We start from the raw sequence: 13,032 nt of genomic DNA, 5'->3' as shown, positions 1-13,032 counted from the left end.
CCATTCCCGCGGGAGTCTCGCAGCTTCCCAACCACCCCATTCGATGTAGGTGAGAAACGAACCCCTATACCAAGATGGGGCGTCTTCCACCCCAACGCAGGATCAGGCATAAAGCGCTCCAAATCAATCTTTCACGCTCGGAATGACCAATGGGAGGAGTTTCAAATTATCTACTTCTCTTGAGCATACAAGCAGTGATTCCGAGAGTGGTTTCGAGAGCCTCACACGGTAAAGGGGCGGAGGGGAATGGGGAGACTCCTGTGGGAAAAAAGTGCATGGTGAGACCCCGCAGGACGTAGTCCGAGGAGGCTCACCGCGCTCCCATGGAAAGCGACTCATTCCCCGCAGCCCCCATCCACTCAACAAAAGTCTCGAAACTGAGTCTTCAACAACCCTGCCATTATGTTGAATAACTAATGGAGCATAAGTGGAGTAGTTTCGGAGACAATAACCGTAAAAAGAGAAGAGGTGCAAGAGATGAGACGATTCTTATTAATGGCGGGAATGGCCGTATTTTTGTTGAGTGCTTGCGGGTTGCAGGGAGAAAAATACCAAGGTATGACAAGTCGTGATGATGTAGAGAACATGGGCTACAATAATGAAGTGACTCGAGGACAGGAGAGCCCACGCTCCGTGAATAAAGTCGGAGATACGTGGGGCCTTAAACAAGATCGGGAAAATATTGAAAAAGCTGCCGAGCAACTTCCCGGGGTGGAAGTGAAAAGGGTCACGCTTGAAGCAAACCAGGTGTGGGTAACGGCACATTTGGAAGGGGATGAGAAGCTTTCCAACGAAGAAAAAGCCGACTGGGAAAGCCAAATCCGAGAAGCCGTTTATCAAGCAGTCCCACGATATGATATTCATGTAAAGGTTAAATAACCTTTTGGCAACAATAAGTCCATTCCTTAAGAGGAGGGGGACAACTAAACTCCGGCCTATGATGGCTTGAGGGAGGAAGTTGTTTCCCTTTTCTGACCTATGGAAGACTGTAGAGACGAAACAATTTCCGTGAGGCTATCTTTTTGGGGGAATAGGTTGAGCGGTTGTAACCATGACCTCTCTATAATATAATTAGAATGTTATGGAGAAAGAGGTGCATACCATTGATCGAACGTTTACAAACATTAGAAGATCGTTATGAAAAGTTGAACGAATTACTTAGTGATCCTGAAATTATTTCTGATACGAATAAACTGCGTGAGTATTCCAAAGAACAATCTGGACTGCAGGAAACCGTGACTGCTTATCGTGAGTATAAAGAAGTGACAGAGCAGCTGGATGATGCAAAAGCGATGCTTGACGACAAAATGGATGCGGATATGGTGGAAATGGTCAAAGAAGAAATTCATGAACTTTCCACACGCAAACAAGACCTTGAAGAACGCTTGAAAGTCCTCATGCTTCCGAAAGACCCGAACGATGATAAGAACGTCATCATGGAAGTGCGCGGGGCAGCGGGTGGAGATGAAGCCGCTCTATTTGCGGGTGATCTTTACCGTATGTACGCACGCTATGCAGAGGCGCAGGGGTGGAAAACGGAAGTCATTGAAGCGAATGCAAGCGACGTCGGAGGTTATAAAGAAATCATCTTTATGGTATCGGGAAACATGGCTTATTCCAAGCTGAAGTTCGAAAACGGCGCTCACCGCGTCCAGCGCGTACCTGAAACGGAATCAGGGGGACGCATTCATACTTCTACCGCGACTGTCGTGGTCATGCCTGAAGCGGAAGAAGTCGAAGTGGAGCTGCATGATAAAGATATTCGAGTCGATACTTTCGCATCAAGTGGACCGGGGGGACAGAGTGTCAACACGACCATGTCCGCTGTACGTTTGACGCACGAACCGACGGGAACTGTTGTATCTTGCCAGGACGAGAAATCTCAAATCAAGAACAAAGAGAAGGCAATGAAAGTTCTTCGTGCCCGTGTTTACGATAAGTTTCAACAAGAAGCACAGGCAGAATACGATGAAAACCGTAAGTCTGCTGTAGGTACAGGGGACCGCTCCGAGCGAATTCGTACGTATAACTTTCCGCAAACACGTGTGACGGATCACCGAATCGGTTTGACGTTACAGAAGCTTGATCAGATTCTCCAGGGAAATATGGATGAAATCATTGATGCTCTATTGATCGAAGAGCAAACGAAAAAAATGGAGCAGATTGGTGAATAGTATGCAACCTACTTTTACGTCGATTCGGGAAGCCCGCCGCTGGGCTTCTCTTTTTTTACAACAACATCAACGGGAGCCGAGGGTAGCTGAATTATTACTGGAACATTTTTTGAATTGGACCCCGTCCCAACTTCTAGCTTTTGACGATGAAGCTCTCCCTGCTGAAGTGGAAAAAGATTTCGTTCAAGCTGTCAGAAAGCATGCGGACAGAGGCGTTCCTGTTCAGCATCTTACAGGAGTCGGTCATTTTTATGGACGGGAATTTCAAGTCAATGAAAACGTGTTGATTCCAAGGCCTGAGACTGAAGAGCTGGTCCTTGGCGTTATGGATTATGTCCGTGATAAAAACTTGAAAGCTCCTAGTATTGTCGACCTTGGCACAGGAAGTGGTGTCATTGCGGTTACGCTTGCGACCGAACTTCCGGGCAGTGATGTAACAGGTGTGGATCTGTCAGAAGAAGCTCTTGGAATAGCTGAAACGAATGCCGCGCACCATGACGCTGATGTTCAATTTTATCATGGGAACTTTCTGGAAACGCTGCTTGAGGAGCCGTTCGACATTATCGTTTCCAATCCACCGTACATTGCTTTTTCAGAAAAAGAAAAAATGGATGATACCGTGGTGGATTTCGATCCAGCGATGGCTCTATTTGCTGAGGGAGATGGGTTGGCTGCTTATAAAACCATCCTTACCCAAATCTCTCATATGAAACAAAAGCCGAAATGCATCGCTTTTGAAATCGGTCATCAGCAAGGGGGAGCGGTATCTGCACTCATCCATGAGCTGCTGCCGGAATTTCTTTCAGAGGTACGACAAGATATAAACGGGAAGGATCGCATGGTCTTTGCCTTTTCCAGTTTATAAATGAAAGATTGATAGATTTATGGTTTAAAGTCTACGCTCCCTGTCCATACTAGCGACTAGTAGAGGGACAGGGAGGAAAAGAAAATGAAAAACAGTTGGCTCTTGTTATTATCTTTATCTATTATTGTTGCAGTCCTCCCATGGGGACAACAATCCAATGCACAACCTGAATTTCGAGTGATTCCGGATGAAGCCATCCGTCTTCGTATACTAGCGGATAGTAATGATGAGAAGGACCAGACACTCAAACGTATGGTGAGAGATGAGGTCAATGCTGAAATTACCGAATGGGTAGCCGAATTAACTTCCATCGAAGCAGCCCGGGAATTGATTCAAAGTCGTTTACCAGAGCTCCAGGAAATTGTAGGGCAAACCCTTGAGAAAGAAGGGATCCAACAGGATTATACCGTCGACTACGATTCCACTGTCCAATTTCCAACGAAGTTATATGGTTCCTTCGTCTATCCGGCCGGAGAATATGAAGCAATTCTTATCACATTGGGAGAAGGGAAAGGCGATAACTGGTGGTGTGTGTTGTTCCCGCCTCTATGTTTCCTTGACTTTTCAAATGGTACGAGTGTAGCCGAAGCAGAAGAAGTGACGGAAGAAGAAGTAGAGGAAGAAGAGGAAGAAGAGGAAGAAGAAGTACAGTTCTTTGTCGTAAAAATATGGGAAAGCATCTTTTCCTAGCATAGAATCCACAACCCTTTTCATAGAGTAGAACAAAGGGGTGTGGATTCTATTATGTATATCGAACAAGTAGAAGATGAGCTGTATCAGTTGAAAAAAGCCGATCAGCCGATTGGATCTTTCCGGCTGATCCAATTATCCAGGGGAGCAGGCAAGCTTGAACAGCTTCAAGTGAAAGATCATATTTCTCCCGGTAGGATCTTAGAGGTATTCGAAGTGATTCAGACCTATGTGGAAAAAGCAGGGTTAAGAGAGCTGCATGTGGAAAGCCATTCCGACACACTAGACTTTCTTCTGCAACACCAACAGTTCAAGAAAAAGGATGTCGAAAAAAGATTGTGGATATATGAAGTTAACCACAGTTAATTGTGCATAAGTCGCTTAGTTATTCACAAAAAGGGTATTATTTGTTAATAACTTGTGAATGAAAAAAGTTTCCCCCTATAAATTACTAACGGATTCTTTGGATATGTGGGTAATATTGTGGATAACTTGAGGACATCTTGTGAATAATGTCTAAATTTGCGATATTTTGTAGAATTAATCATAATAGACAATGACAGCAGATACGGAATAAAGGGGTACGTACGATGAGTATGGAAACGAAATGGTGGAAACAAAGGGAAAATCCAAGAGATTTGGAGGCTCAAGTTCAAGAAGCTTCAGCACTTCTAAGGGAAAAGCAGGTGGTCGCTTTTCCGACGGAAACAGTCTACGGTTTAGGTGCGGATGCAACGGAAGAAGAGGCAGTACAGCGGATTTTTGAAGCTAAAGGTCGACCAGCAGATAATCCTTTAATTGTTCATGTGGCGGATGAGGATCAAGTGAGTCAATTAGTTTCAGAGATTTCTCCTGTCGCACGGAAACTGATGGACGAATTTTGGCCTGGACCGTTAACTCTTGTTCTTAAGAGTAATGGGACAGCCGCTGAAAATGTGACGGCGGGATTATCCACACTTGGAATTCGAATGCCAGATCATCCCCTTGCCCTTTCCTTGCTTCGTAAAACAGGAAAACCTTTAGCTGCTCCAAGCGCAAATCGATCAGGCCGACCAAGCCCGACAACGGCCGATCACGTCTATCAAGATTTGGATGGTAAAATTGCCGGTATCCTGGACGGAGGTCCGACAGGGGTGGGAGTGGAATCGACCGTCGTGGACTGCACAACTGAAATTCCTATCATCTTAAGGCCGGGCGGGGTAACGAAGGAAGATTTAGAAAAAATTCTCCCGCAAGTCATGATGGATCCTGCTCTGGCTGATGAAAAACAGAAGCCTAAATCACCGGGGATGAAGTATACGCACTATGCGCCTGAATCACCGCTTTGGCTGGTGGATGGCAATGATGATTTCTTTTCCGATCAACTTCAACAATTGAAGGAAGATGGAAGTAGAGTTGGAGTGATTGCAAGTGATGAACTAGCTGAAAAACTCGATCATCTTCCACTTATACGCTGTGGTTCAAGGTTTCAGCTTGATCAAGTAGCAGAAAAACTTTATGGAGCCTTAAGGGAGTTCAAAAAATCTGATGTGGATCTGATTTTATGTGAAACTTTTTCTGAAACAGGGGTAGGAGCGGCAATTATGAACCGATTGAATAAAGCCGCTGTAAAAAGAATCCAGACCTACTGACATACGACCCTCCTCCCATGCATACGATGATATAGCATGTCCGGGGAGGGGAACTTTCAGTTGGAGCACATGACATCATTAATCTTGTTATCGATTGCTTTAGGTCTCGACGCATTCTCTGTTTCTTTAGGAATGGGGTTGCAAGCAGTAAGGTTAAGGCACGCATTTTTCACTGGGATTGTCATCGGAGTTTTTCATATGTTCATGCCAGGATTAGGAATCCTACTTGGAAAATGGCTTTCTGATAGTGCAGCAGAATGGGCTGAATTGTCGGGAGGAGTCATGTTGTTCGGCTTAGGAGCTTATGCGGTCTTTGCTTCGTTCACTGAGAAGCACACGGTTTCATACCGAATGACGGGCATCGGATTGTGGTTATTCGCATTAAGCGTAAGCATCGACAGCTTTCCAGTTGGATTCAGTTTAGGCTTAAGGGAAGCGGAAATGTTTATATCTGTCCTTTCCTTCGGTGTATTCAGTATGGTTTTGACATGGACAGGCTTCATTATTGGCCGTCGAGCAGGAGGTTTGCTTGGAACATACAGTGAACTTCTTGGAGGAAGTATTTTGTGTGCCTTAGGGTTGAATGCCATTTTTTAACAGGTTTTCCGTCTGAATTGTACCTATGGTACTATAGAGAAAATGGACTATCGATGAGGGGAAGATTGGTTATGAATATATTATTTGTCTGTACTGGAAATACATGCCGAAGTCCAATGGCTGAAGCATTGCTAAAATCGAAATTGGAAGAAGGAAATGTTCAATCTGCGGGAATTTTCGCGGGAAAAGGCGAGCCTTTGGCAAAGAATTCGGAACTCGTTCTTCGGGAAATCGATTTAAATCTGAACCACCAAACAAGGCCCATCGATTCAGATCTTCTGGAATGGGCAGACCTTGTGCTCACCATGACAGATCGACATAAACAAACCCTCGCACTTCAATACCCGGACCATCAAGAAAAATACTACACGCTCAAAGAATATGTGCTCATTGATGAAAATCAATGGAAACATTTAAAGAACCTTTATGCAGCCTTTGAAGAAAAACGTTTATCCATCTTGAATGAATATAAAGGTAAGGTCGATGATCAGGAACTGGAGCAGAAATTGTTCGATGAACTTGAGGACGAAATAAAAGAAATCGACCAGCGGGAGAAAGAACTGCCAGATTTGAATATCATAGACCCTTTCGGCGGGAATATCTCCATCTATCGGAATACCCGTGACGAGCTGGACCACTACATTGAACGTCTCGTAGAAAAACTTCGCGACGAGGAATAAACCGGTTTCCCCAAGCGTAACATCCTCGTCGTCCTACGTTTTTATGACATCATTTATACATACCTAAAAAACCCAGAGGCCCCTCTGGGTTTTTTATATCCTCCTATTCCAGAAAATCTCCCGTTAGTTGAAGACTCAGTTTCGAGATAACCGGGGTTCGTTTGCCGTATTTGGAGTCAGGGGTGGTTGGGAAGCCACTCGCTTTCCTGTGGGGGAGCGCCGAGCTTCCTCAGGCTATCGCCTTGCGTGATCTCGCCTGTCTCCTTCTCCCACGGGAGTCTCGCAGCTTCCCAACCACCCCATTCGATGCATGTGAGAAACGAACCCCTTTACCACAATGGGGCGTCTCTCACCCCCACTTAGAAGTAGGCATAAAGCGCTCTATATCAAGCCTTCACATTCGGATTCACACTGGGGAGAGTATTATATTACCCACTTCGCTTGAGCATACCAGCAGAGTTTCAGAGAAGTGGTTTCGAGAATCTTCCATGGCAAAGGGGCGGAGGGGAATGGGGAGACTCCTACCTTAAGTGTGGAGGCGCCTCGATCAGCGGCGTATGGACTGGACTGAGCTGGCGGAGATAAAGGAAACACGAAGAACGGAGAGATTCGATGTTGACTTATCGTACAGAAGCGAGGGAAGTCTCACTAGCCGCTAGGCGCCGGAACCGGATATCTAAGAGGAAAAAAGTGCTTGGTGAGAGCCCGCAGAGCGAAGCTCGAGGAGGCTCACCGCGCTCCCGCGGAAAGCGAGTCATTCCCTGCAGCCCCATCCACTCAAAAAACATCTCGAAACTAAGCCTTCAAGAATCCAGCCAAATACTTTAATAAAAAAGAGGGGCTGGTAAATGGAAAGAGTGGGATGGAGAGCATTGACAGGTGGAAGGGAAACTGTCACGATAAGGTTGATATTAGAAGACGGGAGTGTCTATAGATGAAAGTGATCCTTGCCTCCGACCATGGCGGAGTGAATTTACGTAAAGAAGTAGCAGACGTTTTGAATGAACTTGAAGTAGAATTCGAAGACATCGGGTGTGATTGTGAAAGTTCCGTCGACTATCCAGACTACGCAATCCCTGCAGCGGAACGTGTAGCAAACGGAGAATTTGATAAAGCGATCCTCATCTGTGGAACGGGAATCGGTATGTCGATCTCCGCTAATAAAGTGAAGGGAATCCGTGCCGCATTGGTGCATGACCTTTTCACAGCTAAAGTCACTCGTGAACATAATGACTCGAATATCCTATGTATGGGTGAACGCGTCATCGGACCGGGTTTGGCGCGAGAAATTGCGAGAACATGGGTGTCTACAGATTTTGAAGCGGGTCGTCACAAAAGACGTGTAAGTAAGATTGCCGAATATGAAAATAAGTAATACAATGGGATATAGAAAAGCTGAAGCTTTTTACTAGCTGATGCTGACAATTGAAGGAGGAGCCTGACGCTTCTCCTTTTTTTGTAAAACAAACCGCTTATAGGGGGTTCCCCTATTTGTGCTGACACATAGAGGAGGTAGAAATGTGACGGATGTGAAGAAGATTCAAACGGATGTCCGTTCTGTTGTAGATCAGCTAATGGAAACAAGCAGCCTTCAACCGGGTGTATTTGTCATTGGCTGTTCGACAAGTGAGATTGCAGGGGAAAGAATCGGTACTTCAGGAAGTGAAGCCATTGCTGAAGTGGTTTTCAGTGAACTGCAAAACCTTTCGGAGCGCTCCGGCGTTCATCTCGCTTTCCAGTGTTGTGAACATTTGAATCGTTCATTAGTGGTCGACCGTTCAGTGATGGAAGAGCAGCGTTTGACAGAAGTTTCTGCTATTCCTGTTCCGACAGCGGGCGGTTCGATGGCCTCCTTCGCTTATAAGCATATGAAAGATCCAGTGCTTGTGGAGCAGATAGAAGCCAAAGGTGGACTTGATATCGGTGACACACTTATCGGGATGCATTTGAAGCGTGTAGCCGTTCCACTTCGCATGGCTCAGAAAAACATCGGCCACGCCCACATTACGGCAGCGAAAACCCGACCTCCTCTCATTGGTGGGGCACGTGCGGTTTATGTAAGTCAAGAAGAAGCAGGTTCTTGTGATCATTAGGAATGGAAAGGGGAAGCTAGACCATGAATCATGTAAAATCAGCAGATGCAGAAATTTTTGCAGCCGTCCAAGATGAAAGACAACGCCAACAGGATAATATTGAATTGATTGCTTCAGAAAACTTCGTTTCAGAAGCGGTTATGGAAACGATGGGTTCTGTGCTTACGAATAAATATGCGGAAGGCTATCCGGGCCGTCGTTACTATGGTGGTTGTGAACACGTAGACGTTGTTGAAAACTTAGCTCGCGACCGCGCAAAAGAACTGTTTGGCGCCGATCATGCAAATGTTCAGCCACACTCTGGTGCGCAAGCAAATATGGCTGTATATTTCACCGTGCTTGACCATGGAGATACAGTGCTCGGTATGAATTTGAATCATGGCGGTCACTTGACCCATGGCAGTCCTGTTAACTTTAGCGGTAAGTTGTACAATTTTGAAGAGTACGGTGTGGACGAAAAGGATGAAACGATTGATTATGAGGCAGTACTTCAGAAGGCCAAAGAAGTGCAACCTAAATTGATCGTAGCAGGTGCCAGCGCGTACCCGAGAGAAATCGATTTTGCTAAATTCCGTGAAATCGCTGATGAGGTTGGAGCTTACCTCATGGTCGACATGGCACATATCGCAGGGCTAGTCGCTACAGGTCTACATCCGAACCCTGTACCACACGCTCATTTCGTTACAACAACGACCCATAAAACATTGCGCGGCCCTCGTGGTGGAATGATTCTTTGTGAAGAATCTTTCGCTAAGAAGATCGACAAAACTGTGTTCCCAGGCATGCAAGGCGGCCCTTTGATGCATATCATTGCAGCAAAAGCCGTTTCCTTTAAGGAAGCTTTGCAGCCGGAGTTCAAAGAATATTCCCGTCAAATCATCGCTAATGCGAAGCAACTGGGTGAATCCCTTGTTGAAAAAGGGGTAGACCTCGTTTCTGATGGCACAGACAACCACTTACTCTTACTTGACTTACGCAGCAAAGGCTTGACCGGCAAAGTTGTCGAAAAAGCTTTAGACGAAATCGGTATTACGACAAACAAAAATGCCATCCCGTTCGATCCTGAAAGCCCGTTTGTCACAAGCGGAATCCGTATCGGTACAGCGGCGGTTACAAGCCGAGGCTTTAAGGAAGCGGAAATGGAAGGAATTGCAGATCTGATCGCCTTCACTCTAGACCATCACGAGGATGAAGCGAAAATGAAAGAAGCGGAAAAACGCGTACGTGAATTAACGTCCCGCTTCCCGTTATATCAGACACTCAACTTTTCTTCCATTTAATGAATGGAACCACCAAGAGCCACTAGATCAATCTAGTGGCTCTTATTAAAGAATCTGGCAGGATTGAGGAAGACTCAGTTTCGAGATATTTCGGGGTTCGTGGCCGTACTGAGCGTCAGGGTTGGCTGGGAAGCAACTCGCTTTCCTGTGGGGGAGTGGTGAGCTTCCTCGGACTACGTCCTGCGGGATCTCACCTATCTCCTTTCTCCCACGGGAGTCTCGCAGCTTCCCAGCCAACCCTTTCGTCGTATTAGGGTAACGAACCCTTACACCGGGGGAGAATGTCTTCCACTATCCTGGTGTTATAAGCATAAAGCGCTCTATAACAAGTTTTTCACGTGCGGAATAGCGTACTTAGGAGATCATTCCTCTCCAATTACCATGTGCATAAAGGCAGCTTCTTCCGGAAGTGGTTTCGAGACACTGGTATGGCAAAGGGGCGGAGGGGAATGGCGAGACTCCTACCTTATGTGTGCAGGCGCCTCGGTCAGCGGCGTATGGACTGGACTGAGCTGGCGGAGATAAAGGAAACACGAAGAACGGAGTGATTCGATGTTGACTTATCGTACAGAAGCGAGGGAAGTCTCACTAGCCGCTAGGCGCCGGAACCGGATATCTAAGAGGAAAAAAGTGCATGGTGAGAGCCCACAGGACGCAGTCCGAGGAGGCTCACCGCGCTCCCGCGGAAATCGAGCTCTTCCCCGCAGCCCCCTTCCCCTCAACAAAAGTCTTGAAACTGAGTCTTCAAGAATAGGGCAATTTTGTAATAATTCGTAATACGCTCATAGGTTGCGGATAGGGTTCTTTTTCTGTACAATTTAAAGGATGTAAATTTTCAGAAGGAGTGAATGGCAATGGCAAACGTTTATGTACTGGATCACCCATTGATTCAACATAAGTTGACGTACATACGTAAAAAAGAGACAGGGACGAAAGACTTCCGTGAATTAGTAGATGAAGTAGCAGCGCTTATGGCCTTTGAAATCACCCGAGACCTTCCACTAGAAGAAGTGTCGATCGATACACCAGTCGTAGAGGATGCGAAGGCAAAAGTACTGACAGGGAAAAAGATCGGACTTGTTCCTATTCTAAGAGCTGGGCTTGGTATGGTGGATGGAATTATCCAATTGATTCCAGCTGCAAAAATCGGACACGTGGGACTTTATCGTGATCCAGAAACATTGCAGCCCGTCGAATATTATGTGAAGCTTCCAAGTGATATCGAAGAACGTGAACTGATTGTCATCGATCCGATGCTTGCGACAGGCGGATCAGCCAATGAAGCAATCCACTCCTTGAAGAAACGTGGAGCACGACAAATTCGTTTGATGTGTCTAGTAGCTGCCCCGGAAGGTGTAGAAGCTGTGCAGGAAGAACATCCTGATGTGGACATCTATCTTGCAGCTCTTGATGAGAAATTGAACGAAAAAGGCTATATCGTACCAGGCTTAGGAGATGCAGGAGACCGTTTGTACGGAACTAAATAAAACCACTTCCTCACTAAAGGAGGAGCACTCATGACAGAAAGAATTAAAGTAATGACGATATTTGGGACAAGACCGGAAGCAATAAAAATGGCACCGCTCGTTCTTGAATTAAAAAAACGTACAGAACAGTTTGAACCAATTGTTGCTGTAACCGCTCAGCACAGAGAAATGCTGGACCAAGTGTTGAATATTTTTGATATCGAACCTGATTTTGATCTTGATATCATGAAAGCCCGCCAATCACTTGCTCAGGTAACGACTCGTGCTTTGGAAGGTTTAGATGAAGTGATGAAAGAAACAAAACCTGATGTGGTCCTTGTCCATGGAGATACGACGACAACATTCGCCGCTTCGCTGGCTGCCTACTACAACCAGATTCCTGTGGGACATGTGGAAGCAGGACTGCGCACATGGAACAAGTACTCCCCGTTCCCTGAAGAAATGAATCGTCAGTTGACAGGTGTCATGGCAGACCTTCATTTTGCGCCGACGAATAAATCAAGAGATAATCTTCTTGCTGAAAATAAGTCGGAGGACAACATTTTTGTAACGGGGAATACAGCCATTGATGCTTTACAAACAACGGTAGCGGAAGACTACGCATCCGAGGTGCTGGAGGAAGTAGGAGATAAACGCCTTGTCCTCATGACGGCCCACCGCCGTGAAAATCTCGGTAACAACATGAAGCAGATGTTCCGCGCCATCAAGCGCCTTGTACAGGAACATGACGATATTCAGGTCGTCTATCCGGTTCACTTGAATCCGGTGGTCAAAGAGACAGCTGACGAAATCTTAGGAAATGACGATCGAATTAAGCTGATTGAACCTCTTGATGTCATCGATTTCCACAATTTCGCATCAAGAGCTCACCTCATTTTGACTGATTCAGGTGGCGTTCAAGAAGAAGCGCCTTCTTTGGGTGTCCCTGTCCTTGTCCTTCGTGACACAACAGAACGTCCGGAGGGAATTGAGGCAGGTACATTGAAGCTTGCAGGAACGGAAGAAGATCATATCTTCCATCTGGCTCATGAATTGTTATCTGATGACCAAAAACATGAAGCGATGGCTAAAGCCTCCAACCCGTATGGAGACGGACAAGCTTCTGCCCGCATTGCAGAGGCGATTCGTTACTTCTTCAAACATCGCGAAGACAAACCAGCACCATTCGAAATTGAATAAGAATCACACAAAAGGACGAGGTCACCCAGACCCCGTCCTTTTGCTTTATCATAAAACTAACCTTCTTCCAAAATAGCTCCCGTTTATGGAAGACTTGATTTCGAGATGTTTGTATCCTGGGTTGGGGCTGCGGGGAATGACTCGCTTTCCGCGGGAGCGCGGTGAGCGTATATCGCGAACCCTTAAGGGAAGCCTTGCCTAGTTGAATAATAAATGACCATTCCTGGCTATGGATACGGGGTCAGGGAAACGACGATTTGCGGTGTTTTGGATCAGTCAGTAGAAAAACACACACGTTCGTTTCTCCATTCGCTTTTCATGCGGACGTTTCCCAGACCCTATTCCCACGCCTTATT

General features: G+C 46.1%; 14 protein-coding genes. All 14 read left to right on the top strand.

Annotated features, from left to right (window positions below):
• The first annotated feature begins 477 nt into the window (after positions 1 to 477).
• Positions 478 to 879, top strand: coding sequence for an LptM family lipoprotein (locus DYE48_RS20590; RefSeq protein WP_089654974.1), 402 nt, complete (start codon positions 478 to 480; stop codon positions 877 to 879).
• Between the two features lie 224 nt (positions 880 to 1,103).
• Positions 1,104 to 2,174, top strand: coding sequence for a peptide chain release factor 1 (gene prfA / locus DYE48_RS20585; RefSeq protein WP_115825179.1), 1,071 nt, complete (start codon positions 1,104 to 1,106; stop codon positions 2,172 to 2,174).
• A 1-nt stretch (position 2,175) separates the two neighbouring features.
• Positions 2,176 to 3,039: a peptide chain release factor N(5)-glutamine methyltransferase gene (gene prmC, locus DYE48_RS20580; protein ID WP_115825178.1), complete on the top strand. Its 864-nt coding sequence runs from the start codon at positions 2,176 to 2,178 to the stop codon at positions 3,037 to 3,039.
• 84 nt (positions 3,040 to 3,123) lie between these two features.
• Positions 3,124 to 3,729 (top strand): stage II sporulation protein R, encoded by a 606-nt coding sequence (gene spoIIR / locus DYE48_RS20575; RefSeq protein ID WP_115825177.1) that lies wholly within the window; start codon positions 3,124 to 3,126, stop codon positions 3,727 to 3,729.
• 54 nt (positions 3,730 to 3,783) lie between these two features.
• On the top strand, positions 3,784 to 4,095 hold the full coding sequence (locus DYE48_RS20570; protein ID WP_115825176.1) for a hypothetical protein: 312 nt from the start codon (positions 3,784 to 3,786) through the stop codon (positions 4,093 to 4,095).
• Between the two features lie 224 nt (positions 4,096 to 4,319).
• Positions 4,320 to 5,360, top strand: a complete 1,041-nt coding sequence (locus DYE48_RS20565) for an L-threonylcarbamoyladenylate synthase (protein WP_115825175.1) — start codon at positions 4,320 to 4,322, stop codon at positions 5,358 to 5,360.
• Positions 5,361 to 5,429: 69 nt separating this feature from the next.
• Positions 5,430 to 5,957, top strand: a complete 528-nt coding sequence (locus DYE48_RS20560; RefSeq protein ID WP_341865627.1) for a manganese efflux pump MntP — start codon at positions 5,430 to 5,432, stop codon at positions 5,955 to 5,957.
• 71 nt (positions 5,958 to 6,028) lie between these two features.
• Complete coding sequence (locus DYE48_RS20555; protein WP_115825173.1) at positions 6,029 to 6,637, top strand: low molecular weight protein arginine phosphatase; 609 nt, start codon at positions 6,029 to 6,031, stop codon at positions 6,635 to 6,637.
• Positions 6,638 to 7,571: 934 nt separating this feature from the next.
• Positions 7,572 to 8,012 (top strand): ribose 5-phosphate isomerase B, encoded by a 441-nt coding sequence (rpiB, locus tag DYE48_RS20550; protein WP_115825172.1) that lies wholly within the window; start codon positions 7,572 to 7,574, stop codon positions 8,010 to 8,012.
• A 154-nt stretch (positions 8,013 to 8,166) separates the two neighbouring features.
• On the top strand, positions 8,167 to 8,730 hold the full coding sequence (locus DYE48_RS20545; RefSeq protein WP_115825180.1) for a TIGR01440 family protein: 564 nt from the start codon (positions 8,167 to 8,169) through the stop codon (positions 8,728 to 8,730).
• 23 nt (positions 8,731 to 8,753) lie between these two features.
• Positions 8,754 to 10,010, top strand: coding sequence for a serine hydroxymethyltransferase (locus DYE48_RS20540; RefSeq protein ID WP_115825171.1), 1,257 nt, complete (start codon positions 8,754 to 8,756; stop codon positions 10,008 to 10,010).
• Between the two features lie 854 nt (positions 10,011 to 10,864).
• Positions 10,865 to 11,497 (top strand): uracil phosphoribosyltransferase, encoded by a 633-nt coding sequence (gene upp, locus DYE48_RS20535; protein ID WP_089654985.1) that lies wholly within the window; start codon positions 10,865 to 10,867, stop codon positions 11,495 to 11,497.
• A gap of 30 nt (positions 11,498 to 11,527) precedes the next feature.
• Entirely contained in the window at positions 11,528 to 12,676 is a 1,149-nt protein-coding gene (wecB, locus tag DYE48_RS20530; protein WP_115825170.1) for a non-hydrolyzing UDP-N-acetylglucosamine 2-epimerase, read from the top strand.
• 213 nt (positions 12,677 to 12,889) lie between these two features.
• The coding region (locus DYE48_RS21640; RefSeq protein ID WP_482793343.1) for a hypothetical protein at positions 12,890 to 13,032 on the top strand (143 nt) is incomplete at its 3' end.

This window comes from Halobacillus trueperi (genome assembly GCF_003386945.1).
Classification (GTDB): Bacteria; Bacillota; Bacilli; order Bacillales; family Halobacillaceae; genus Halobacillus; species Halobacillus aidingensis.
This window is presented reverse-complemented; position numbering and strand designations above follow the sequence as displayed.